Origin of the sequence: Pigmentiphaga soli (assembly GCF_039541095.1) — a bacterium.
Taxonomy (GTDB): Bacteria; Pseudomonadota; Gammaproteobacteria; order Burkholderiales; family Burkholderiaceae_B; genus Pigmentiphaga; species Pigmentiphaga soli.
The window spans coordinates 250073-273427 of the sequence record NZ_BAABFO010000002.1; the positions used below are offsets into that span (position 1 = coordinate 250073).

Annotated in this window: 22 protein-coding genes, 1 tRNA gene and 2 pseudogenes; 9 read left to right on the top strand and 16 right to left on the bottom strand. The window is 68.1% G+C overall.

Going from position 1 to position 23355, the window contains the following annotated elements:
- Positions 1-120: 120 nt before the first annotated feature.
- From ABD927_RS03575 to ABD927_RS03590, 4 genes are all read left to right on the top strand, one after another.
- On the top strand, positions 121-951 hold the full coding sequence (locus ABD927_RS03575) for a cytochrome c1 (protein ID WP_345246387.1): 831 nt from the start codon (positions 121-123) through the stop codon (positions 949-951).
- A 106-nt stretch (positions 952-1057) separates the two neighbouring features.
- The gene (locus ABD927_RS03580; protein WP_345246389.1) at positions 1058-1669 is read left to right on the top strand and encodes a glutathione S-transferase N-terminal domain-containing protein; all 612 of its coding nucleotides are present in this window, start codon (positions 1058-1060) and stop codon (positions 1667-1669) included.
- A gap of 34 nt (positions 1670-1703) precedes the next feature.
- Entirely contained in the window at positions 1704-2213 is a 510-nt protein-coding gene (locus tag ABD927_RS03585; protein WP_345246391.1) for a ClpXP protease specificity-enhancing factor, read from the top strand.
- 49 nt (positions 2214-2262) lie between these two features.
- A tRNA-Thr gene (locus ABD927_RS03590) sits at positions 2263-2338 on the top strand.
- 48 nt (positions 2339-2386) lie between these two features.
- Here the strand turns inward: ABD927_RS03590 and ABD927_RS03595 are convergent.
- Genes ABD927_RS03595 through ABD927_RS03605 form a run of 3 tightly spaced genes read right to left on the bottom strand, consistent with a single transcriptional unit; the run spans position 2387 to position 4265 of the window.
- A complete protein-coding gene (locus tag ABD927_RS03595) occupies positions 2387-2764 on the bottom strand; it encodes a helix-turn-helix domain-containing protein (RefSeq protein WP_425570167.1) in 378 nt (125 codons plus the stop codon).
- The gene (locus ABD927_RS03600) at positions 2761-3063 is read right to left on the bottom strand and encodes a type II toxin-antitoxin system HigB family toxin (RefSeq protein WP_345246395.1); all 303 of its coding nucleotides are present in this window, start codon (positions 3061-3063) and stop codon (positions 2761-2763) included. The genes ABD927_RS03595 and ABD927_RS03600 overlap by 4 nt, the downstream gene beginning before the upstream one ends.
- Before the next feature lie 47 nt (positions 3064-3110).
- Positions 3111-4265, bottom strand: coding sequence for an MFS transporter (locus tag ABD927_RS03605; protein ID WP_345246397.1), 1155 nt, complete (start codon positions 4263-4265; stop codon positions 3111-3113).
- A 522-nt stretch (positions 4266-4787) separates the two neighbouring features.
- Between ABD927_RS03605 and ABD927_RS03610 the strand changes: the two genes are divergently transcribed.
- Entirely contained in the window at positions 4788-5345 is a 558-nt protein-coding gene (locus tag ABD927_RS03610; RefSeq protein WP_345246398.1) for a C40 family peptidase, read from the top strand.
- Between the two features lie 56 nt (positions 5346-5401).
- On the opposite strand, the gene aptA is transcribed toward ABD927_RS03610, so the two are convergent.
- The 5 genes from aptA to nirB all read right to left on the bottom strand — a co-directional run bounded on the left by aptA (position 5402) and on the right by nirB (position 13356).
- Complete coding sequence (aptA, locus tag ABD927_RS03615) at positions 5402-6757, bottom strand: omega-aminotransferase AptA (RefSeq protein ID WP_345246400.1); 1356 nt, start codon at positions 6755-6757, stop codon at positions 5402-5404.
- A 52-nt stretch (positions 6758-6809) separates the two neighbouring features.
- Positions 6810-7571: a uroporphyrinogen-III C-methyltransferase gene (cobA, locus tag ABD927_RS03620; protein ID WP_345246402.1), complete on the bottom strand. Its 762-nt coding sequence runs from the start codon at positions 7569-7571 to the stop codon at positions 6810-6812.
- Between the two features lie 106 nt (positions 7572-7677).
- Complete coding sequence (locus tag ABD927_RS03625; protein ID WP_345246404.1) at positions 7678-10434, bottom strand: nitrate reductase; 2757 nt, start codon at positions 10432-10434, stop codon at positions 7678-7680.
- A 151-nt stretch (positions 10435-10585) separates the two neighbouring features.
- Positions 10586-10912, bottom strand: a complete 327-nt coding sequence (gene nirD, locus ABD927_RS03630) for a nitrite reductase small subunit NirD (protein ID WP_345246406.1) — start codon at positions 10910-10912, stop codon at positions 10586-10588.
- Positions 10912-13356 (bottom strand): nitrite reductase large subunit NirB, encoded by a 2445-nt coding sequence (gene nirB / locus ABD927_RS03635; RefSeq protein ID WP_345246408.1) that lies wholly within the window; start codon positions 13354-13356, stop codon positions 10912-10914. Before nirB ends, nirD begins: the two co-directional genes overlap by 1 nt.
- A gap of 190 nt (positions 13357-13546) precedes the next feature.
- On the opposite strand from nirB, the gene ABD927_RS03640 reads away from it, so the two are divergent.
- The 3 genes and pseudogenes from ABD927_RS03640 to ABD927_RS03650 all read left to right on the top strand — a co-directional run bounded on the left by ABD927_RS03640 (position 13547) and on the right by ABD927_RS03650 (position 14726).
- Positions 13547-13990: a JAB domain-containing protein gene (locus ABD927_RS03640; protein WP_345246410.1), complete on the top strand. Its 444-nt coding sequence runs from the start codon at positions 13547-13549 to the stop codon at positions 13988-13990.
- A gap of 93 nt (positions 13991-14083) precedes the next feature.
- Positions 14084-14179 (top strand): annotated as a pseudogene (locus tag ABD927_RS03645) (transposase); the annotation flags it as partial.
- Positions 14180-14315: 136 nt separating this feature from the next.
- On the top strand, positions 14316-14726 hold the full coding sequence (locus ABD927_RS03650; RefSeq protein ID WP_345246412.1) for a transposase: 411 nt from the start codon (positions 14316-14318) through the stop codon (positions 14724-14726).
- A gap of 100 nt (positions 14727-14826) precedes the next feature.
- Here ABD927_RS03650 and ABD927_RS03655 read toward each other — a convergent pair.
- The 7 genes and pseudogenes from ABD927_RS03655 to ABD927_RS03685 form a co-directional block, all read right to left on the bottom strand.
- Positions 14827-15982, bottom strand: a pseudogene (locus ABD927_RS03655) (IS3 family transposase).
- A 274-nt stretch (positions 15983-16256) separates the two neighbouring features.
- A complete protein-coding gene (locus tag ABD927_RS03660) occupies positions 16257-17204 on the bottom strand; it encodes a LysR family transcriptional regulator (protein ID WP_345246414.1) in 948 nt (315 codons plus the stop codon).
- 209 nt (positions 17205-17413) lie between these two features.
- On the bottom strand, positions 17414-18151 hold the full coding sequence (locus ABD927_RS03665; RefSeq protein ID WP_345246416.1) for an ABC transporter substrate-binding protein: 738 nt from the start codon (positions 18149-18151) through the stop codon (positions 17414-17416).
- A 36-nt stretch (positions 18152-18187) separates the two neighbouring features.
- The gene (locus ABD927_RS03670) at positions 18188-18322 is read right to left on the bottom strand and encodes a hypothetical protein (RefSeq protein WP_345246418.1); all 135 of its coding nucleotides are present in this window, start codon (positions 18320-18322) and stop codon (positions 18188-18190) included.
- Entirely contained in the window at positions 18319-19395 is a 1077-nt protein-coding gene (locus ABD927_RS03675; protein WP_345246420.1) for an Ldh family oxidoreductase, read from the bottom strand. Before ABD927_RS03675 ends, ABD927_RS03670 begins: the two co-directional genes overlap by 4 nt.
- A gap of 78 nt (positions 19396-19473) precedes the next feature.
- Positions 19474-20337 carry an amidohydrolase family protein gene (locus tag ABD927_RS03680; RefSeq protein ID WP_345246422.1) on the bottom strand — a complete coding sequence of 288 codons (864 nt, stop codon included), beginning with the start codon at positions 20335-20337 and terminating at the stop codon, positions 19474-19476.
- Positions 20338-20382: 45 nt separating this feature from the next.
- On the bottom strand, positions 20383-21393 hold the full coding sequence (locus tag ABD927_RS03685) for a Bug family tripartite tricarboxylate transporter substrate binding protein (RefSeq protein ID WP_345246424.1): 1011 nt from the start codon (positions 21391-21393) through the stop codon (positions 20383-20385).
- Positions 21394-21587: 194 nt separating this feature from the next.
- Between ABD927_RS03685 and ABD927_RS03690 the strand changes: the two genes are divergently transcribed.
- Positions 21588-21932 (top strand): hotdog family protein, encoded by a 345-nt coding sequence (locus tag ABD927_RS03690; protein ID WP_425570168.1) that lies wholly within the window; start codon positions 21588-21590, stop codon positions 21930-21932.
- Here the strand turns inward: ABD927_RS03690 and ABD927_RS03695 are convergent.
- The gene (locus ABD927_RS03695) at positions 21917-23353 is read right to left on the bottom strand and encodes an aldehyde dehydrogenase family protein (protein WP_345246426.1); all 1437 of its coding nucleotides are present in this window, start codon (positions 23351-23353) and stop codon (positions 21917-21919) included. The two genes, ABD927_RS03690 and ABD927_RS03695, sit on opposite strands and share 16 nt — an antisense overlap.
- Positions 23354-23355: the final 2 nt, after the last annotated feature.

Here is a 23355-nt window from a genome sequence, read left to right on the forward strand (position 1 = left end):
ATGACCCACCCCTACGCGCTTACGCGCGCCCCTCGAGGGGCGGCACTGGCGGACCGGCGGAGCCGGATCCGCGGTGCCCTGGATTGGCGCAATACCATGGATAACTGAACGGATATCAAGATGAAGAAGCTGCTCGGTGCCTTCCTGATGATGCTGACCTGCGCGGGCGCGTATGCGTCCGAGGCGGGTCCCAACCTGGACATTGCACCCAATCGTTCCAACGACCTGGCGGCCCTGCAGAACGGCGCCAAGCTGTTCGTCAACTACTGCCTGAACTGTCACTCGGCCTCGGCGATGCGCTACAACCGGCTGCACGACATCGGCCTGACCGACGACGAGATCCGCCAGAACCTGCTGTTCACGGGCGAGAAGGTCGGCGACATGATGACGGTGGCGATGACCGCCCGCGACGCCAAGGAATGGTTCGGCGCCGCGCCGCCCGACCTGTCGGTGATCGCGCGCGCCAAGTCCACCAATGCCGGCCCCTCGGGCGCCGACTACATCTACACTTATCTGCGTTCGTTCTACCGCGACGAAACCCGGCCCACCGGCTGGAACAACACGGTATTCCCGAACGTCGGCATGCCGCACGTGCTGTGGCAGATGCAGGGGCCGCGCGAACTGACCACGGTCGCGATGCACCACGAAGGGGAGGGCTGGCAGCGCGTTTCCACCCGCTACGACGAAAACGGCGTGGCCACCGTCACCAAGGAAGATGTGCCGGAATACCACGGCGGCGAAGATACCGAGATCCACTTCACCCCGAAAAGCCAGGCCCAGTCCAATGCCTACGACAACCAGGTGGCCGACCTGGTCGCCTTCCTCCAATGGATGGGCGAGCCGGTCCACAACCAGCGCGTGCGCCTGGGCGTCTGGGTGCTGCTGTTCCTGGGCCTGTTCACCGTCGTCACCTGGCGATTGAACGCGGTGTACTGGAAAGACGTCAAATAGGATTTCAGGCTACATTGCCGAGGCCAGCGCCCGAAGCCGGACGCTGGCCTTTGATGCTTCTAAAGATGCTTATACCTTCATTTTTCAAGACTACGGGGAGCCAGCCATGATGGTGCTCTACTCCGGAACCACGTGTCCGTTTTCCCAACGCTGCCGGTTCGTCCTGTTCGAAAAGGGCATGGATTTCGAGATCCGCGACGTCGATCTCTACAACAAGCCCGAAGATATCGCGGTGATGAACCCGTACGGGCAGGTGCCGATCCTGGTCGAGCGCGATCTGGTCCTGTACGAGTCCAACATCATCAACGAATACATCGACGAGCGCTTCCCGCACCCGCAGCTCATGCCGGCCGACCCGGTCATGCGGGCCCGCGCGCGCCTGTTCCTGTTCAACTTCGAGAAAGAACTGTTCGTCCACGTCAGCACGCTCGAGTCGCGCGAATCGCGCAGCGACGAAAAGGCCCTGGACCAGGCCCGTTCGCTGATCCGCGACCGCCTGGCGCAACTGGCGCCGATGTTCCTGAAGAACAAGTTCATGCTGGGCGAGGAATTCTCCATGCTCGACGTGGCCATCGCGCCGCTGCTGTGGCGCCTGGACCACTACGGCATCGAGCTGCCCAAGAACGCGGCGCCGCTGCAGAAGTACGCCGAACGGATTTTCTCGCGGCCGGCCTACATCGAGGCGCTCACGCCGTCCGAAAAGGTCATGCGCCGCTGACGCGGCCGTGGCCGATTTGTGCGATGCTTGCAGCATGAGCGAAATCTCCACCAAGCCGTACCTGATCCGCGCGCTGCACGAGTGGTGCACCGACAACGGCTACACCCCCCACCTGGCCGTGTCGGTCGACGAGCGCGCGGTGGTTCCGCGCGAGCACGTCAAGAATGGCGAAATCGTGCTGAACATCGGCCGCCTCGCCACGCACAAGCTCGAGCTGGGCAACGAGTACATCGAATTCCAGGCCCGCTTCGGCGGCGTGGCCCGGCAGATCTCGGTGCCGGTGGATTCGGTCACGGCCATCTACGCGCGCGAAACAGGCCACGGCATGGCGTTCGAGGTCACCCCCCGGCCGGCGGCCGACGCGCCTGCGGAAACGCCGGCCGACGTCCCCGCCGCGGAGCCCGATGCCGGCCGCCCCCAGCTGTCGGCCGTGCCGCCGGCCGATGCCGGCGAAAGCAGCAACGACGCCCCGCCGCCCGACGAACCCCCGCCCCCGCCCTCGGGGCCGGACCGCGGCCGGCCCAAGCTGACGGTCATCAAATAAGCCGCCGTTCAGGCGGCGCACATCCGGCTGCCCGTTCGGGCGGCCACATGCCGGTGTAGCTCAGTCGGTAGAGCAGCTCACTTGTAATGAGAAGGTCGAGGGTTCGATTCCTTTCACCGGCACCAGTATCCCAGGCCCGAGGACCGGATGGCTCCTTTTATCGGCTTGTGCCCCTACGCATGAGAGGGCGGCCGGATCAGGCTTTCCGCAGGAATGCCCAGCTCAGTATGTAGACGCCAAATCATTGGCAGCGTCAGGCCGCGTTTGCGGTTGAGCACTTCATAGACGCGGTTGCGCTTGCCGATCATTGGCTCCAGATCTTTGGGCGTGAGCCCTGCCTGCTCCATACGAAATTTGATGGCCTCCACGGGGTCCGGCAGGTCAATGGGATAGTGCTTGGCTTCGTATGCCTGTACAAGAGTCGCCAGCACGTCCAGGCGGTCGCCGTCGGGCGTGCCCAGCGCCGGATCCGACTCCATCAGCCGGGAGATTTCCTTGAGCGCGGCCCTGTAATCGGCCTCGGTGTATATGGGGCGGATTTCCATGTTCACTCCATTTCCACGGTCTCTGCGTCGACCTTGTCGTACTCTGCGTGAGTGCCGATGAATTTCACATAGACGATGCTCAGCTTGAAAGCGATCGCCACGATAAGGCGGTAGTCATTGCCTTTGATGTTGAATACCACGCGTCGATTCTTCAGGATGCTGGCGCTGCGGTACTGCGCCTTGATGTCGGCAGGCTGCGTCCATTGTGCTTTGTTGGCTTCATCTACCCATGCCTTGATAGCGTGCTCGGCGTCTGGATGCGCTTCCCAGAACTGGCGTAGGGCACTGATTGCTATGACTCGCATCAACAAAGTTTAGTCCCAAATTGGGACTAGCGCAACGCCTATTCTTTCTACTGTTTGCCCGCCGCGCTGCCATGCGGCAGCCAGCGCCAGAACACCGCCGCCGCAGCCAGCCCGACCACGCCGGTGGCCGCCACCCCCGCGGCCAGCGACGCCACCGCCGTGATGATCGACAGGAACACCGGCCCCGCGCTGTTGCCCAGGTCGGCGATCACGCGCCATACGCCCAGGAATTCGGTGCGTTCGGCGCGGGGGGCGGAGTCGGCGCCGAGCGTCATGACGATGCCCGAGCCGATGCCGTTGCCCAGGCCCAGCAGCAGCGCCAGGACGATGAAGCTGGTGGCGCCGCCGGTCAGGGCGATGCCGATCAGGGCCAGGCCCATCAGCACGGCGGACGGCACGGCGATCCACATGCGGCCGTGGCGGTCCATGACGGCGCCGGCCGGGTAGAACACGGTCATGTCGACGGCGGCGGCCAGGCCGTAGATCAGCGAGTTGGTGGCGGCGTCCATGCCGAGGTGGTCGGCCCACAGCGGTAGCACGACCTGGCGCGAGGCGCGCACCGCGCTGAGCAGCAGCACGCCGCCGCCCAGCGTCAGCAGCACCAGGCGGCTGTCGCGTATCACTTCCCGCATGGGGCGCTTGACGCGCGCCGCTTCCGGCAGCGGCCCTTCGTGCGACAGGTCGGGCGCCGACAGCGCGATCGCGCCGGCCACCACCATGGCGCCCAGGGTGACCCAATAGCCGCCGTCCAGGCCGATGAACTTGATCAGCAGGGCGCCCAGGAACGGCCCGATGAACACGCCGATGCGGTTGGCGCCGGCCAGCGTGGACAGCGCCCGCGCCCGCAGCACGGCGGGCACGGCCTCGATCAGGTAGGTCTGTCGGGCGAGGATGAATACGGAGGCGGCCATGCCGGTGGCGAAGACGCCGGCCGCCAGCACCAGCGCGTGGGGCGCGAAGATGCAGACCAGCATCGCTATCACGCTGAACAGCGCGGCGCCGGCCATCGACCGCCGCTCGCCGTAGCGCGCCGTGATCAGCGCCGCCGGGATGTTGCTCAGCAACGAGCCGATCCCGAACAGCGCCACGATCACGCCGGCCGTTGCCACCGAGGCGCCCAGCTCGCGTGCGCTGAGCGCGATCACCGGCATCATGGCGCCGTTGCCGACACCGTAGAACAGGCCCGGACCGAAGGCGGGCACGGCGATTTTCTTGAGGCTGAAGGGAGTATCGCTGGCTGGCACGGCAGGAGGAGTGGGGAGTGAAGGGGCGCCGCAGGGCCGCTCTTTGCGAGAACCTGCGCGCGGCGGCGCCGTTCGCGCAGGCGGCTCATGGCATGAAATCAGGCAATTATGCAGCCAATCCCGGATTCTGGATGAAGCCGGCCGCCTATTCCGCCCCGGCCGGCACATCCCGCCGCGCGTTGTGCCAGCTGAAGGCGATGCCCGCCAGGGCCGGCTCCACCGTCGCGGCAGCGGCTGCAAGCCGTACGAGGCAGCATGGCGATTGTCGCAAGGCCCTGGGCAGCTGGAACGCTGCCAAGACGCCCACGGATCCGTCCCCGGAGCAGGCGCTCCGGTCCGCGGCCCCGGCCGGAGCCTGCTTCATGGCCGGTCACGTTTGAAACCTCTTGCTGCAACTGGGTTGCTTGGAATAGAATCTGTTGCACCGCCGCATTGGCGGGCCACGAATCCGTCCCAGAACCGAACGCCTTCGATCCGCCGATGCCGCCATCCCGCCCTATTGCCCCGCCGCTTCCCTTCCGCTCCGCCTTCTCCTCGTTTGCCGCCATCCTGTTGCTGCTGTTCTGCTGCAGTACGGGCATCGCGCGCGCCGACGAAACGCCGGATACGGACGCGGGAGCGGACGTGACCACCGTCGCCGCCCCGCATCTGTCGCTGCGCGAGCGGGTGGTTCAGATGGGGCTGTCCTGGATCGGCATACCCTATGTGTGGGGCGGGGAAGATCCCGACCGTGGTTTCGATTGCAGCGGCCTGGTGCGCTTCGTATTCCGCGAAACCCTCGGCATCGAACTGCCGCGGGTGGCGCGCCAGCAGCGCAACAGCGGCCGGCCGGTGGCGCAGAGCCAGCTCAAGCCGGGCGACCTGGTGTTCTTCAACATCCGCGGCGTCGGCTCGCACGTCGGCATCTACATCGGCGACGACGAGTTCCTGCATGCGCCGTCGCGCGGTTCTACGGTGCGGGTCGACAAACTGCACAGCAGCTATTGGGCGCGGCGCTTCAGCGGCGCCCGCCGCGTCATTCTCGGCGGCCGTTCTTAATAGTAATAGCGGGCCGGCCGTGGCCGGCCCATTGCCGGCGGGATGAATTCCCGCCGTCAGGCCGTGGCGCGCAGCGCGTCGGCCACCGCGCTCACCAGGCGATCGATGTCGTCGCGTTCGGCCACGAAGGGCGGCGCGAGCTGGATCGTGTCGTTGCCGTAGCGCACGTAGAAGCCCTTGTCCCAGCAGTGCATCGCCACCTCGTAGGGGCGGCGCGCCGGTTCGCCCGGCAGGGCTTCCAGCGTCAGGCCGGCGGCCAGGCCGCAGTTGCGGATGTCGGTCACGTGACGCACGCCCTTGAGCCCGTGCACCGCCTGCTCCAGGTGCGGCGCCAGGGCGCGCACGCGGCCGAAGGCGTCTTCCTGCTGCAGCAGGTCCAGCGTGGCCAGCCCGGCGGCGCAGGCCACCGGATGCGCCGAATAGGTGTAGCCGTGCGGGAATTCCACCAGATACTCCGGCCCGCCGGTGCTCATGAAGGCGTCGTGGATCTCGGCCGTGGCGACGACCGCGCCCAGCGGCTGCGCGCCGTTGGTGACCTGCTTGGCGATGTTGAGGATGTCGGGCGCGACGCCGAAGGCTTCGGAAGCCGTGGCGGCGCCCACGCGGCCCAGGCCGGTGATGACTTCGTCGAAGATCAGCAGGATGTCGTTGGCGCTGCATAGTTCGCGCAGGCGCTGCAAATAGCCCTGCGGCGGCGGCAGCACGCCGGACGAGCCGGAGAAGGGCTCGACGATGACGGCGGCGATGGTCGACGGGTCGTGCAGTTCGATGATCCGGGCCAGCTGGTCGGCCAGTTCCGCGCCCCGGGCCGGCAGGCCGCGCGTGAAGGCGTTGCCCGGCAGCATGGTGTGCGGCAGGTGGTCGGCTTCGATGCCCTGGCCGAAGGCGCGGCGGTTGCCGGCGATGCCACCTACGGAGACGCCGCCGAAATTGACGCCGTGGTAGCCCTTCTCGCGGCCGATCAGCCGGGTCTTGCCCGCCTTGCCCTTGGCGCGCCAGTACGCGCGGGCCATCTTGAGCGAGGTGTCGGCCGCTTCCGAGCCCGACGTGGTGAAGAAGACGTGTTCCAGGCCGGCCGGCATCAGGGCCTTGATGCGGTTGGCCAGTTCGAACGACAGCGGGTGGCCGAACTGGAAGGCGGGCGAATAGTCGAGCCGGGCGGCCTGGCGGCCGACGGCCTCGGCGATCTCGCGGCGGCCGTGGCCCAGGCCGCAGCACCACAGGCCCGAGAGGCCGTCGAAGACGCGGCGGCCGTCGGCGTCGATGTAGTGGCAGCCTTCGGCCTGCACGATCAGGCGCGGCCGGGCCTTGAAGTCGCGGTTGCCGGTGAAGGGCATCCAGTGGGCCGCGAGCCAGTCGGCGTCGGTCCGCGCGGCCGGCTGGACAGGGGCGGAGGGGGAGGAGAGTTCCATGATGGCTCCTGAAGCGGGGCGCGAAGCCGATTCGCCGGCCTCGGCGTTTCCGTCAGTTTCGCACATGGCGCGGCCGGGGCAGGCTGGCGGCGGCCGGTTGCGCGCGCGCCAGCCCGACCGCGTCGCCGACCAGGATCACGGCCGGGCTGCCGAACCCGGCTTCGCGCGCCTCGGCCGCCAGCGTGCCGAGCGTGGCCACCAGCCGGCGTTCGCGCGGCGTGCTGGCCCACTGGACGACGGCGGCCGGCGTGGCCGCCGGCAGATGCTCGCCCAGCGCGGCGGCGACTTCCCCGATTCTCTGCATGCCCATGTAGATCACCAGCGTGGTCCGCGCCGCGGCCAGCGCGCGCCAGTCGGGCCGGCCGCCGTCGTGCGCGTGGGCGGTGACGAAGCTGACGCCGTGGCAGTGTTCGCGATGGGTGAGCGACATGCCCAGCGAAGCCGCCGCGGCCAGGCCGGCGCTGATGCCGTTGACCAGTTCGACTTCGATGCCGGCGGCTTCCAGGAAGGCGATCTCTTCGCCGGCGCGGCCGAACAGCAGCGCCTCGCCGCCCTTGACGCGGACCACGGTCCGGCCTTGCAGCGCATGGCGCCGCATCAGCCGCTGGATGAAATCCTGCGGCGTGGAGCGGCAGCCGCCGCGCTTGCCCACGCGCAGCACGCGGGCCTTGGGCGCCAGTTCGGCGATGGCGGGGTCGACCAGTTCGTCGAGCAGCAGCACGTCGGCGCGCAGCAGGGCCGATACGGCCTTGCGGGTCAGCAGGTCCAGGTCGCCAGGGCCGGCGCCCAGCAGGATGACGCGTCCGGTGTTCATGGTCGGATCCTTACGATCGCGGGCCGCCGCCACGGCCGGCAACCCGCTGGAAGAATGTTCGCCGGGGGCCGTGGGCGGCCCGGTCCGGCGCTCTGCGGCCGGGGCGTCATGCCAATACCTTGCGGGCGCCGCACAGCCGGGCCAATTCGGGCACGCAGGAGCCGCATACCGTGCCGCAGCCCAGTTCCGCCTTCAGGGCCGGCACGTCGGCGCCGCGGCCGATGGCGGCGACGATGGCTGATTCGGGCACGGTCTTGCACTGGCATACGGTGCGGTCGCGCGGCGCGGCACCGGCATCCGGCGCGAAGGCGCGCAGGCGCGGGCCCTGCCAGGGCCGGCCGGCCGCCACCAGCTCCAGCAGCGCGTCGGCGCCGGCCACGTCGCCGGCCAGCAGAAAGCCCGCGGGCACGCCGTCCTGCCAGCGCACCGCCTTCGTCACGGCGCGGCGGCGGTCGCGGTAGTCGAGCACGTCGGGGCCGGGCAGCAGGCCGGCTGCGTCGGCCAGCGCCGCCAGCCAGGCGTCGTCGGCCTCGGCGCAGGCCGCGCGCAATGCCACCACCGGGCGCGCCTGGGTGCCGTGCAGGCTCAGCGCCGCGTAGCCGCAGGCGGCCAGCAGCGGCTGCAGCCGCGTGCGCAGCGCCAGCGCGCCCTCCTGCCCGTCGGCGGCGATGGCGGCCCAGGCCTGCCAGGCCAGTTCGTCGGCCTTGTCCACGCGCACCGCGGCGTGCTTGAGTTCCGGCTGGAAAGAGCGGGCGTCGACCGCTGCATTGCTGACCTCGTTGATGCCGCCGCTGTTCAGGAACCGGCCGTTCCAGTGCATGGCGGCGAACACGGTGCCGGACGGCACGTCGTCGGTCGTATTCAGCGGCAGCACCAGCTCGCCTTCGCGGCTGCGGATCCGCACCAGCTCGCCGGCGCGCAGGCCGCGCCGCGCGGCGTCGCGCGGGTTCATGTCAAGCGCGGGCTCGGGCGCGTGCGAGAAGGCCTGCACCACGCGGCCGGTGCGGCTCATGCCGTGCCACTGGTCGCGCAGGCGGCCGGTGGTCAGGTGGAAGGGATAGCGCGCGCTGGTGGCCGCCGCCACCGGACGGTAGGGCGTGGCGTGAAAGCGCGCGCGGCCGGATGCGGTGGCGAAGCGGCCGTCTTCGTAGCGCCGCGCCTGGCCGTGCAGGCTGCCGGCGGGCAGCGGCCATTGCTGCGGGCCGGCGGTTTCCAGCAGGCGGTAGTCCATGCCGCTCATGTCGAGGTCGCGGCCACGGGTGAGGGCGGCGTGTTCGTCGAAAATGGCGCCGGCTTCCCGGTACGGGAACAGCGGCGGCGTGCCGGGCCGCAGCCGCGCCTGCATGCGCCGGCCGATCTCGGCCGCGATCCACCAGTCCGGACGCGCCTGGCCGGGCGGTCCGACCGCCGGCCGCACGCGCGACACGCGCCGTTCGGAGTTGGTGACCGTGCCGTTCTTCTCGCCCCAGGTGGCGGCCGGCAGCAATACGTCGGCATAGGGCACGGTGTCGGTGTCGGCGAAGGCTTCCTGCACCACCACGAACTCGGCCGCCTGCAGCGCCTGCCGCACGGCGCCGATGTCCGGCATCGAATGGACCGGGTTGGTGCAGACTATCCACACCGCCTTGACCCGGCCGCCGGCCACGGCGTCGAACAGATCGACCGCGGTCAGGCCGGGCCGCTCGGACAATGTCTCCACGCCCCAGAAGGCGGCCACCTCGGCGCGGTGCGCCGCGTTGCCGATGTCGCGGTGCGCGGCCAGCATGGTCGCCATGCCGCCCACTTCGCGGCCGCCCATCGCGTTGGGCTGGCCGGTCAGCGAAAACGGCCCGGCGCCCGGACGGCCGAGCTGTCCGGTGGCCAGGTGCAGGTTGATCAGCGCCAGGTTCTTGTCGGTGCCGTGGCTGGACTGGTTCAGGCCCATGCAGTACAGCGACAGCGTGGCCGGCGAGGCGGCGAACCAGTCGGCGGCGGTGCGCAGGTCTTCTTCGTCGATGCCGCAGATCGATGCGGCCACGGCCGGCGTCATGTCGCGCACCGCGCGCTTGAGATCGTCGAAGCCTTCGGTGCCGCGGCCGATGTAGCCGGCGTCGATGCGGCCTTCCCAGATGAGGTGGTGCAGCATGCCGTCGAACAGCGCGACGTCGGTGCCGGGCTGGATCCGCAGGTGCAGGTCGGAGACGGCGGCGGTGTCGGTGTGGCGCGGGTCGATCGTCACCCAGCGGATGGACGGGTCGGCCGCGCGCGCGGCCTCCAGCCGGCGGAACAGCACCGGGTGGGCATAGGCCATGTTGCTGCCGGCGAAGAACACCGTGCGCGCGCGTTCGAGGTCGTCGTAGCAGGTGGGCGGGCCGTCGGCGCCGAAGGCCAGCTTGTAGCCGGTCACGGCGCTCGACATGCACAGGCGCGAGTTGGTGTCGATGTTGTTGGTGCCGACCAGGCCCTTGGCGAGCTTGTTGAAGACGTAGTAGTCCTCGGTCAGCAACTGGCCCGAGACGTAGAAGGCCACCGCGTCCGGGCCGTGTTCGCTTATCACGTCGGCGAAGCGCCGGGCCACCGTGTCGAGCGCGGTGTCCCAGTCGACGGGCCGGCGCAGCGCGCCGCGCGACGGCCGCAGTTCGGGCCGCAGCGCGCGGCCCACGGTGCTTTGCGCGCTGGCGGCCAGCGCCAGGCCCTTGGAGCACAGCCGGCCGAAGTTGGCGGGATGGTCGGGATCGCCCCGCACGCCGGTGATGCGATCGCCTTCGCTTTCGATCAGCACGCCGCAGCCCACGCCGCAGTAGCAGCAGGTCGACGCGGTCAGGCGCGGCGTCGCGGCTCGCCGTGCGCCGTGCTCTCCCAGCGGCCGTGCGATCGTGTTCATGAAATCTCTCTCCTCAGTCGTTCACCGTGCCCTCGCACGATCCGCGTCGCATGAACCTGACCCTATCCAGGGCACCGCGGATCCGGCTTCGCCGGTCCGCCAGTGCCGCCCCTCGAGGGGCGCGCGAAGCGCGTAGGGACGGGCTCTCTCTCTAGGACAGGTCGACGTATACCGCGCCGCCGTCGACGCGCGCCGGAAAGCGCCGCGCACAGCCGCGGTCGGGCGCCCTGGCCTGGCCGTCGTCCAGCCCGATCTGCCAGCCGTGCAGCGGGCAGGTAACCGTATCGCCGTGCACGATGCCCTGCGACAGCGGGCCGTTCTTGTGCGGGCAGCGGTCGAGCAGCGCGAACACGCGGTCGTCGGCCGTGCGGAACACCGCCAGGTTGCCGCCTTCGCGCTCGACCACGCGGCTGCCCAGCGGCGGGATGTCGTCCAGCTCGCACAGCCGGATCCAGGGGTAGACGTTGCTCGCGTTCATCACGCCACCTCCTCGCTCACCAGCCGGATCGGCGTGTATTCGCGCCGCGCCTTGCCTTCGATGCGCTCGGCCCACGGGTCGCGCAGGCCGTCCAGCGCGTACAGCAGCCGCTCGAACAGCGCCTTGCGGCCGGCGGCGTCGTTCACCACGCGGCGCTTGACGTAGTCGAGCCCGACGCGCTGGATGTAATGCACGGTGCGGTCGAGGTAGAAGGCTTCCTCGCGGTAGAGCTGCAGGAAGGCGCCGGCGTATTCCTTGACCTCGCCGGGCGTGCGGACCTTGGCCAGGAACTGCGCCACCTCGGTCTTGATGCCGCCGTTGCCGCCCACGTACAGCTCCCAGCCGCTGTCGACCGCGATCACGCCCACGTCCTTGATGCCCGACTCGGCACAGTTGCGCGGGCAGCCCGACACCGCCAGCTTGACCTTGTGCGGGCTCCACATATTGGCCAGCATGGTCTCCAGCTCGATGCCCATCTGCGTGCTGTTCTGGGTGCCGAAGCGGCAGAACTCCTGGCCCACGCAGGTCTTCACGGTGCGGATCGACTTGCCGTAGGCATGGCCGGAATTCATGCCCAGGTCGCGCCAGACGCCGACCAGGTTTTCCTTGCGCACGCCGAGCAGGTCGATGCGCTGGCCGCCGGTGACCTTGATCATCGGGATCCCGTACTTGTCGGCCACGTCGGCGATGCGCCGCAGTTCCGACGCGTTGGTGACGCCGCCCTTCATCTGCGGCACGACCGAGAACGTGCCGTCCTTCTGGATGTTGGCGTGCGCGCGTTCGTTGATGAAGCGGCTTTGCGGATCGTCGGTCGCCTCGTGCGGCCAGGTCGAAAGCAGGTAGTAGTTGATGGCCGGCCGGCAGGTGGCGCAGCCGTTAGGCGTGCGCCAGTCCATGAAGCGGTAGACCTGGGCGTGGGTCAGCAGCTTGTGCTCGCGGATCGCCTTGCGCAGGTCGGCGTGGCCGTGGTCGGTACAGCCGCACACGGCGCGGGTCTTGGGCGTTTCCTGGAAGTTCGAACCCAGCGTGTTCATCAGGATCTGCTCGACCAGCCCGGTGCACGAGCCGCAGGAGCTGGCGGCCTTGGTGTGCTTCTTCACGTCGTCGACGGTGAACAGGCCCTGCTCCTGGATCGCGCGCACGATGGTGCCCTTGCACACGCCGTTGCAGCCGCATACCTCGTCGGCATCCTGCATCGCCGCGGCGCGGTTCTGGCCCTGCACGCCGGCGTCGCCCACGCTGGATTCGCCGAACATCAGGCGCTCGCGCAGGTCGGCGATGCTGCGGCCCTCGCGCAGCAGCTTGAAATACCACGCGCCGTCCACGGTGTCGCCGTACAGGCAGGCGCCGACCAGCTTGTCGTCCTGGATCACCAGCCGCTTGTAGACGCCGCCGCCGGGATCGGACAGCACGATGTCTTCGGTGTCGTCGCCGCCGGCGAAGTTGCCGGCCGAGAACAGGTCGATGCCGGTCACCTTCAGCTTGGTCGACAGCACCGAGCCGGTATAGCGCCCATAGCCCAGCTCGGCCAGGTGGTTGGCCGCCACCTTGGCCATTTCGAACAGCGGCGCCACCAGCCCGTAGGCGATGCCGCGGTGGTTGACGCATTCGCCCACCGCGTAGATGCGCGGGTCGAAGGTCTGCATCACGTCGTTGACCACCACGCCGTTGCGGCAATGCAGCCCGGCCGATTCGGCCAGCGCCGCGTTGGGGCGGATGCCCACGGCCATCACGACCAAGTCGGCGTCGACTTCTTCGCCATCCTTGAAGCGCACGCCGCGCACGCGGCCGGCGGCGTCGCCCAGGATCTCGGCGGTGGAGCGGCCCAGCAGGAAATCCAGCCCGCGCTCGCGCAGCGAACCTTCCAGCAGCTTGCCGGCGGTGCGGTCGAGCTGGCGCTCCAGCAGCCAGTCGCCCAGGTGCACCACGGTCACGTCCATGCCGCGCAGCTTGAGCCCGTTGGCCGCTTCCAGGCCCAGCAGCCCGCCGCCGATGACGATCGCGCGGCGTTTGGTCTGGGCGGCCGCGATCATGCGCTGCGTATCGTGGATGTCGCGGTAGCTGAGCACGCCGTCGAGGTCGCGGCCGGGGATCGGCAGCACGAAGGGGGTGGAGCCGGTGGCCAGTAGCAGGCGATCGTAGCGTTCTTCGTGGCCGTCGGCCGTGGCGATGACGCGGCGGGCGCGGTCGATGCGGGCGACCGTCTTGCCGGTGTGCAGCCGGATGCCGTGTTCCTCGTACCACGACAGCGGATTGAGGACGATGTCGTCGAAGTCCTGCTCGCCGGCCAGGACCGGCGACAGCAGGATGCGGTTGTAGTTGGGATGGGGCTCGGCGCCGAAGACAGTGACGTCGTAGCGGCCGGGCGCCAGGGCCAGCAGTTCTTCCAGGGTGCGGATGCCGGCCATGCCGTTGCCGACAACTACCAGTTTGGGCCTGTTCATCGTGGTCTCGATACGCGGCGTTCAACAAAAGCGAAACGGCGTCCCGCCACAGTCTTGCGACTGCGAGGGGACGCCGTTGTCCGGGTGCCGGCGCAGCAGGGCGCGCCGGCGGGGTATTGCTGCACGGCTTGTGCGCCGTGCCCGCTTTTCATGAAGCAATACCCATGCCGGGCGAATTCGAGCGCAGGGGATGGCGCCAGGCACTATCCGGGTGCGCGCGGTGGCCTGGTTTGCACCGTATTGCGGAGTGTCGCCCCAAGTGGGCGCGGCCGGGATGCGCTCAGGTGCGAATCGAAAAACTCTTCGCATAGCCGGCTTTGAGCATGAAGTCTTTGCTTTACTGTTTCTGGATACGCGCCATCGGCTAATCGAGTACCGAGAGATGTTCAACGGCACCATCGACAGTGCATCGGTGTATCCCTGTGAAGTGGTAAAGGAGGCGCTGCGACTCAATGCGGCGGCAGTCATCCTCTCGCACAACCATCCGAGTGGGAATCCCGAGCCGTCTCAGGCCGACAAGGTGCTGACGCAGCGGCTCAAGGAAGCGCTGGGGCTGGTCGATGTGCGGGTGCTCGATCACGTCATCGTCGCGGGCAGTGCTACGGAGCCATTTGCCGAGCGAGGCTTGATCTGATCCAGGGGGGCACTTATCACCGCCGCTGTCGATGCAGCTGGCCCGCGCGCCGACCGCAGCAAGAGCGGCCGCCCGCCGTACCCCACCGAAGTGATGGTGCGGCTGCTGTTCATCCAGTCGCTCTACAACCTCAGCGACGAAGACTGCGAGTATCAGGTTCTCGACCGCATGAGCTTCCAGCATTTCTGCCGGCCCGACGGCGCGCTGCACATCCCGGATGCCCGCACGCTCTGGAGCTTCAAACAGCGCCTGGCCCAAAGGCGGCCTGGGCGGTCGCGCCATCTTTGGTGCGGTAAGCCTGCAACTGCAGCAGCACGGCTAGAGCTTGTACGGCTACAAGCTGCACGCCAATGCCGACGCCCGCCACAAGCTCATCCGTCAAGCCAAGATCACCGCAGCCAATGTGGACGATGGACGCACATTGAAAGACGTGCTGGACCGCGGCAACACCGGCCGCCCGCTGCTGGCCGACCGGGGCTATGACGCCCAGTCCAACCGCGAGTTGCTGCAGAAAAGCCAGTTGCGTGACGGCATTGCCCGCAGCGCACAAAACCAGGTTTTGAAGGGGCGCGTGGCCCTGCGAGGGCCGCGCAAGCTGGCTCGCAAACCCATCCGAGCAGGACCACTGAACTCAGTCGCCGAATTCATGCGTGCTCATCCCTTGAAAAATGGGTTCCGCGAAGTACCCAGTGGATGCGCAGCATGGTCTCCACCGCAAAGGGCGGACGATGTCTAGGGCTTAGTGCGCACCACGCGCATGCGGCTGGATCAGCGCCACCACCGCCGAGGGCAGCACTTGGTGGGCTTGCCCCGCTCCGCCGGACAGGTTGGTTAACCTAACAAGTCGCCGCCTCGAACTGCATTGGGCTGACGTATCCCAGCGTTGAGTGCTGGCGTTGTGCGTTGTAGAACCGCTCGATGTAGTCGAACACGTCGGCGCGGCATTCATCTCGGGATCGGTGAATGCGTCGGCTCAGCCGTTCGGTTTTCAGCGTGGAGAAGAAGCTCTCCATGGCGGCATTATCCCAGCAGAGTCCCCACGCTTGCTCATGCTGCACACGACCCCGGCATCGGCCAGCAGCATCTGGAACTGCTCGCTGGTGTACTGGCTGCCCTGGTCGGAGTGATGCAGGACTTCGCGCGGTCGGCCTCGCCGATGCAACGCCATCATCAGGGCGTCAGTCACCAACTGCGACGTCATGCTGGCCTGCATGGACCAACCGACGATACGTCGTGAGTACAAGTCCATGACGGCCGCCACGTAAAGCCAGCCCTCCGCAGTCCAGACGTAGGTGAAGTCAGCCACCCATTTCTGGTTGGGCGCGCGGGCCGTAAAGTCTCGATCCAGCACGTTGGCGGCGATCGCATGAGCCGATCTTGGCCCTGTATCCGACGGATGGCGACGGCGCCTGGTTCGTGCCACGAGGTTTGCGCGACGCATCAGACGTGCCACTCGATGCCTGCCGCAAGGCTCGCCCCACGCACGCAGATCTCGCCATACTCGAGGGCTGCCGTATGTCCGATCGCTGGCCTGGAAGCTCTCTCGGATACGGCCCGTCAATCGCTCGTTGGCCTGTTCCCGAGCGCTGGGCGAGCGGCCATGCCATTCGTAAAAGCCGCTGCGCGATACGCCCAGGGTTCGACATAGCTCGTTGATCGACCAGACGGCCCGATGGCGGGCGATGAACGGATACTTCATGTCTGGTCCTTGGCAAAGTATCCGACAGCTTTTTTTAATATGTCCCGCTCGGTCTTGACCTTGGCCAGTTCCCGCCGCAACTGCTCGATTTCCTGCTGCTGGGCACTCTTGAGTGGCTTGCCCGGTGTCGGCTCCCATGTGCCGCCCCGCATCTGCCCGACCCAACGCCGTAGAACGCTAGGGTCCAGCCCCAGGTCCTGTGCCACGCGCGATACGTTGCTGTCTGGCTGCTCTGCCAGACGCACAGCCTCGCGCTTGAACTCGTCCGTGAAATGTCTTCTGTTTCGTGCCATCGCTTCGCTCTCCAGGCATGATCATGCCATCTGGTCTGTCCGGAGGGATGGGGCAAGCCCACTCCTTGGGCAGCGGGGCGAGGTCGAGATTGAGCTGGTCCATGCTCCATCCTCGCGCATCGCGCGGCAGCAGGCTTCTCCGGCGCCAGGGTTTGCAGCCTATCACTGCGTGTAGAACTTAGTCACCGACTAGTCGGCCCAGGGGTTAAGTCTCGATGCATAAAGTGGCCAACCAACCGCGATGCGGGAAACTAGTGTCTGCACAGGCCACCAGTTAGGAGGCTTGCCGGGAGGGCTTGCGACTGTGCACGTCCGGCTCGGCCAGCGTCCACGGATGCGGACTCTGCGACCATTCCTTGAGAAACTCCAGCAGGTGCCGCACACGGGTGGGCATGTTGCGGCGGGTGGAGAAGACGACGCAGATGTCCATGATGTCGGGCACGCATTCAGGCAGCACCACCTCCAGCAGCCCGGTGCGGATTTCGTCGGAGACCATGTAGTACGGATGCACCGAGATACCGGCCCCGGACAGCGCCGCCAGCTTGATGGCGTCGCCGAGGCTGGAGCGCAAGGTGCCGCGCACACGCACCTCCATCGGCGGATCGCCCGCGAAGCGCCACACGCCGCTGGACGACTTCACGGTGTGGACCAGGCAGTTGTGCCGCGCCAGGTCCTGGGCCGTGCGGGGGCGCCCGAACTGGCGCAGGTAGGCGGGTGCGGCGACCAGCACCTGCTGCGCCTTCAGCAGCGACTGGGCGACGTAGCTCGCATCCTGCAGCGCGGGCGCGATGCGGATGGACAGGTCCAGCGCCTCGGCCACCAGGTCGAGGTGGCCGTCGTCGTGCACGACCGTGATCTCGATGTCGGGGTAGCGCTGGGTAAATTCTGTCATCAGCCGCATGAGATGGTAGGCGCCGAACGACGGCGGCGTCCCCACCCGGATGGCGCCGCGCGGCAGGGTGACCGCGTCGCGCACCTCGCTTTCCATGGACTCGTAGCGCTCCAGCATCTCGCGTCCGCTGCGCAGCACGCGGGCGCCCGCCTCGGTGAGCGCGACCTGTTTGGAGCTGCGCTTGAGCAGTTGCACATTGAGCGAGGCTTCCAGCCACGCGACGTGCTTGGTCACGGTGGCCCTGGACAGGGAAAGCTGGATGGCGGCGCGCACGAAGCTGCCACATCGGGCGACTTCCGAGAAGACACGCAGGCATTGGAGACGGTCCATGGCGGGCGGTGGTTGAAGGGCGTGCGGACTGTCGTGCCCTGCAGGGGCCTCGCCAAGCCTTGCCCGACACCAAGGTTTCTGCTTTGGCAACCTCAGGTTGTCAAAGCGCATGCCTCCAGCGGCGGGCAGGCGTCCCTACCAGCGACGGTTCGCGGGTCACGCAGCCCACATCCGACGAGGAGGATACAACACATGAGCCGCGGTACGCATCAGGTGGCGGCAGGCGCCACCGAAGCGCCCTCGATCCCGTGGCGCTGCAGGGCCTCGGCCACGAAGCCGCTGGCCTTCATCTCCTCCACGAAGGCGGCCAGCACGGCGGCTGCCTCCGGGCCGCGGCTCTTGTGCACGCCCATGGCCTGGCGGATCACCATGAAGCTGCCCGGCAGCATGCGCAGGCCACCGATGCGCCTGGCATCCGCCTCCAGTTGCTGCAGCACTCCGGCGGCGACTTCCAGGCCCTGCTCCACGAAGACGTCCACGGTGGTGGGCGAGGTCGGCGCCCGCACGATCTCGGCGGCCTTGAGTTCGCGGGTCAGGAACAGGTCGTAGGCGCTGCCCTTGCCCACCGCGACGCGGTGGCCGGCGCGGTCGACCTCGGCGTTGGCCGTCAGCGGCGAATCCTGGCGCACCAGGTAGCCACCCTCGATCAGCACATAAGGCGCGGTGAAGGCGATGTGCTCGCCGCGCAGCGGGTCTACCGCAAAGAAGCCGATATCGGCCTTGTCGGCCGCCACCACGTCCACCGACTTGCCGGCGGACTCGAGCACCACCAGCTCGACCGGCAGGCCCAGCTTCTGCCCGAAGGCACGCGCCAGGTCGATGGACACACCCTCGGCGCCGCCGGGCTTTTCGCTGCGGCGCGCCAGGATGGGGTTGCCCACGTTGATCGAAGCACGCAGCGTGCCGGTGGGAGCGAAGGCGGAAACGATGCGGGAGTCTATGGTCATGGCGAAAACGGAAAAGGAAAGAAAGGCAGGCGGCGCTCAGGCCTTGACGAACCGGGTGAACAGCCCGCGCGGCGCGTCCGCGCACAGGTCGCCCACGGCGGTCTGCTCCAGGCTCTCGGAGAACCAGGCCGCGATCGCTGCCTGCCGCTCGCCGATGCCAGGGCGTATCATGCCACGGCGCCGGGCAGCATGGCGTCCAAAGTTGCGCGCGGCACGCCGGCCATATCGGCCGCCTCGCGCACCTGCTCCCAGGTCTTGTCGTCCACCTCGATCATCTCGGCGCGCTCCTGCCGCGACTGGCGCTCGTAGTCGCCCGGCATCAGCACCTGGCCGCCGGGCGTCTGCGGCGGCGACTGCTTCACCCAGGCCGAATAGGCCGAGAGCTGCTCGAAGATGGTCCCGATGTCGGCGAAGGTGCCGACATCGATATGCAGGGCCATCATGTTGTTGGTGGGGTACCACTCGCCGGGCGTGCCCTCGTAGTCGGCGCCGGCGCCGGACAGCAGGCCGGCGAACAGGTCGGTGAACATGCACAGCCCCGAGCCCTTGTGGCCGCCGAAGGGCAGCACGGCGCCGGGCGGGGGGCCGTAGAGCGCTTCCGGGTCGTCGGTGAGATTGCCGTGGCCGTCGACGATGCAGGGCTCGCGCAGCTTTTCCTTCTTGTTGCGTGCCAGCCGGATCTTGCCCATGGCGACCGAGGCAGTGGAAAAGTCCAGCACGACTGGCTTGCCCTCGCCGGACGGCATGCCGAGGCACAGCGGCCCGGCATTGAGCCGGCGGTCCGTGCCGCCGAAGGGGGCCAGTTGCGCTCCGCCGGGACGCGGGGCGTTGACGAAGTACAGCGTCGCCTGCCCGGCGGCGGCGGCACGCTCGGCCCAGGCGCCCAGCCGGCCGACATGGCCCGCGTTGCGCACCGTGATCATGGCCAAGCCGCTCTTCTTAGCCTTCTCGATGCCGAGATCGGTGGCCGCCAGCGCGATCACCTGCCCGTAGCCTCGGTTGCCGTCCAGGGTGGCGATGGTGTCGGTGGAGAACACCACGGTGGGCTTCTGGTTGGGCACCAGGTCTTGCTTCTTCACCGCCGTGATGTAGGCCAGCGTGCGGATCGGCCCGTGGGAATCGTGGCCCGACAAACAGCAGTCGACGAGGTGGTCGGCGACCACCCGGGCCTCGTTCGCATCGCTGCCCGCCGTCTTGAAAATGACTTCGAGAATTTCCTGAAGGGCTTTTGGCTTGAAACGCATGAGTATCTCTTTGGATAAATACTTCCGTCGGTGCACGGATATCTGTTGATCGGAAGGCTAATGGTGTGCACACACCGGTCAGGCAAAACCGTAAAGGCGGGCGGGATTGTCCGAAAGAATGCGCCGCCATTCCTCCTCGCTTTCGCACCAGGACTGCAGCAGGGCGAGCTGCGCGGCGTCGTCGGTCGGCTCGAAGGGCGCGATCTCGGTCCGCGAGCCGTCCGCACGGCGGGCGGTATGCGGCCAGTCGGTGCCCCAGACCAGGCGCTCGGGCTCGGCCGCGATCAAGGCCCGCGCCAGGGGGGCGACGTCGGAACGGTCGGGCCGCGACGACGCATGGCGCGCGCCGGACAGCTTCACATAGGCATTGCCGCCGCGCACCAGGTCGAGCAACTGCCCGAAGCCCGGCTGATCGGGCCCCTCGGCGGCCTTGGCACGGCCAAAATGGTCGATCACCACCTGGACCGGCAAGGTGGCGAGTTGCGGCGCCAGCGCTGCAATGACGGACAGGCCGGCATAGAGCTGGATGTGCCATCCGAGCCGCGCGAGCTTGCGCGACAGCGGCAGGATCTGGTCCGCCGCCTGCTTCGGGTCGCGGGTGCCGCTGGTCTCCAGGTTGACGCGAACCCCGCGTACGCCCAGGCCGTGCAGCCGGTCCAGCTCGGCATCGGCCACGTCTGGGTCCAGCACCGCGACCCCCCGGCCGCTGGCACCGAGCCGGGCCAGGCCGTCGAGCATGCAGCGGTTGTCGGTGCCGTAGAAACTCGCCTGGACCAGCACGGTGCGGGCGATGCCGAGCTGGGCGCGGTGGGCCATCAGCGCGTCCACCGAGGCAGGGCCCGCGGTATAGACGCGGTGGGGATCCATGGGGTAATCGGCCTGGGTGCCCACCACATGGTTGTGGCAATCGCAGGCGCCCTGCGGCATGGGAAAACGGGTCATATTCATGTCCGGTCAAGGTGGAGAAAAAATCCCGCCCCGATTACCTCATTCCGCCGTGATACCGGCTTTCTCCACGATATCCGCGAATTTGGCGGTTTCTGCCTGGATGAATGTCTTGAATTCCGCCGGCGACATGCGGACATAATAGGCACCCAGCGATTTCATGCGTTCCTGCACGTCCGGGCTTTCCAAAGCCTTGGTCAACGCAGCATGGAGCGCGTTGATAACCGGCGCGGGCGTGCCGCCAGGCCCCATGAAACCGAACCAGTTGATGATATCGAAGCCGGCCAGGCCGGGCGTTTCGGCCACGGCAGGCACGTCGGGCAGCACCGGCAGCCGTTCCTTCGACGTCACCGCGATCGGCACCAGGCGTCCTTCGTTGATGAAGGGCTGCACCACGGCGTAGCTGGCCAGGGTTGCGTCCACATGCCCGCTGACCGTGTCGGCCACCTGCTGCGCCGCGCCCTTGTAGGGAATCGGGTTGAGCGTGATGCCGAGCTTCTGGCTGATCAGCCCGCCGGCCAGGTGCTGGACGTTGCCGACCCCGCCGGTGGCATAGGACACCTGGCCCGGAGCGGCCTTGGCACGCGCCAGGAAGTCGGCGAAGGAGCCGATCTTCTTGTCCTTGCTGACCACCACTACATTGGGAATGCGGGCGGCGAAGGCCAGCGGGGCCAGTCCGTGCTCCGGGTCGTAGTTCAGCCGGCTCCTGAACAAGGTGGGATTGACCGCGATCTCGCCCGAGCCCGCGATCATGAAGGTGTAACCATCGGGCTCGGACCGGGCCACGCGCGAGGTGGCGATCATGCCGCTGGCGCCGGGCACGTTTTCCACCACCACGGGCTGCCCCCAGGCCTTGTTCAGTTCCACGCCGACGATGCGGGCGATGGCGTCCAGCCCGCCACCGGCCGTGAACGGCACGATGATCGTCACCGGCCGATTCGGAAAACCGGCCGCCGACGCCTGCGTGGCCGCGCCCGCGAAGGCGATCGCGGCCAGGCCGTGCAGGCCGAAGCGGCGCAGCGTCTGGGTGATGCAGAATTTTCTGGCGCTCATGTGTTGTGTCCTCCTCGTTATGTATGTGGGCTGCGTGACCCGCGAACCGTCGCCAGTATAGGAACGCCTGCCCGCCGCTGGGGCATGCGCTTTGACAACCTGAGGTTTCCAAAACAGAAACCTTGGTGTCGGGCAAGGCTTGGCGAGCCCCCTGCCGGGCACGACAATCCGCACGCCTTCAGCCACCGCCCGTCATGGACCGTCTCCAATGCCTGCGTGTCTTCTCGGAAGTCGCCCGATGTGGCAGCTTCGTGCGCGACGCGGTCACCCTGCCGCGCGGCGCCATCCGGATGGGCACGCCGCCGTCGGCTGCGCTGATCTATCGCCTGAGCGGCGATGCCAATCCGCTGCACGTGGACCCGCGCCAGGCGCGCCTGTCCAGCCCGGTCTATCCGGGCGAGACCATTCGCACCGAAATCTGGATGGAGGGCGACGGCGCCGTGTTCCAGGCCACCGTGCCGGAGCGCGGCGTGGTGGCGCTGTCGCGCGGAAAAGCGCGTTTCGGCGCCGGGGCCGCGGGCGGTCAGGCCCGCACGTAGGCGGTTTTGACCGCGGTGAAGAATTCCCGGGCATACCTGCCCTGTTCGCGCGGCCCGTGGCTAGAGCCTTTGCGGCCGCCGAACGGCACGTGGTAATCCACGCCGGCCGTGGGCAGGTTGACCATGACCATGCCGGCCTGGCTATGCTGGCGGAAATGCGTCGCATGCTTCAGCGACGTGGTGGCGATGCCGGACGACAGGCCGAACGGCGTGTCGTTGGCCACCGCCAGCGCTTGCTCGTAGTCGGCCACCCGGATGACGGCGGCGACCGGCCCGAAGATTTCTTCGCAGTTGATGCGCATCTGCGGCGTGCTGTCGGCGAACAGCGCGGGAGCCAGGTAGTGGCCGCGCGCGCCGCGCTCCAGCGGCTGGCCGCCGGCCACCAGCCGCGCCCCTTCGGCCTTGCCCAGTTCGATGTAGCGCAGATCCTGCTCCAGCTGGTCGGCCGACGCCGCCGGCCCGACGTCGGTTTCGCGGTTCAGGGCGTTGTCCACGCGCAGCGCGGCCATGCGCTCTCGCATCGCCTGCAGGAAGCGCGCGTATATCCCGTCCGTGACGATCAGCCGGCTCGAGGCAGTGCAGCGCTGGCCGGTCGAGTAGAAGGCGCTCTGCACGCACAGGTCGACCGCCAGGTCCAGATCCGCATCGTCCAGCACGATCTGCGGATTCTTGCCGCCCATTTCCAGCTGCGCCTTCTTCATCCCGGCGGCGCAGGCCTGCGCGATGCGGGCGCCGGTCTCGCGCGAGCCGGTGAAGCTGACCGCATCGATGCCGGGATGGTTGACGATGGCGTCGCCCACCACGCTGCCGCGGCCCATGACCAGGTTGAAGACCCCGGGCGCGATGCCGCTGCGGCTGATGATTTCGGCCAGCGCCCAGGCGCAGCCCGGCGTCAGGTCGGCCGGCTTGAGCACCACGCAATTGCCGTAGGCCAGGGCCGGGGCCGCCTTCCAGGCGGGAATCGCGATCGGGAAATTCCACGGCGTGATCATGCCGATCACGCCCACCGGCTCGCGGGTGATGTCGACCTCCACGCCCGGCCGGACCGATGGCAGCTTCTCGCCGCTTAGGCGCAGGCATTCGCCGGCGAAGAACTTGAAGATGTGGCCGGCCCGGGTCGTTTCGGCGATGCCTTCCGCGCGCGTCTTGCCTTCTTCGCGCGACAGCAGGGTGCCGAGTTCTTCGCGCCGGGCCAGGATTTCGTCGCCGATCCTGTTCAGGGCGTCGGCCCGGTCCTGGATGGAGGAGCGCGACCATGCGGGAAACGCCTGCCGGGCCGCCTGCACCGCCTCGTCGACCTGCGCGGCGTCGGCCTGCGCGTAGTCGCCTATCACGTCGTCCAGGTCGGAAGGGTTGGTGTTGCGGGTATAGCGTTGGCCGGCGCGCCATTGGCCGCCGATGAGATTGTCCAGGGAGGGCATTG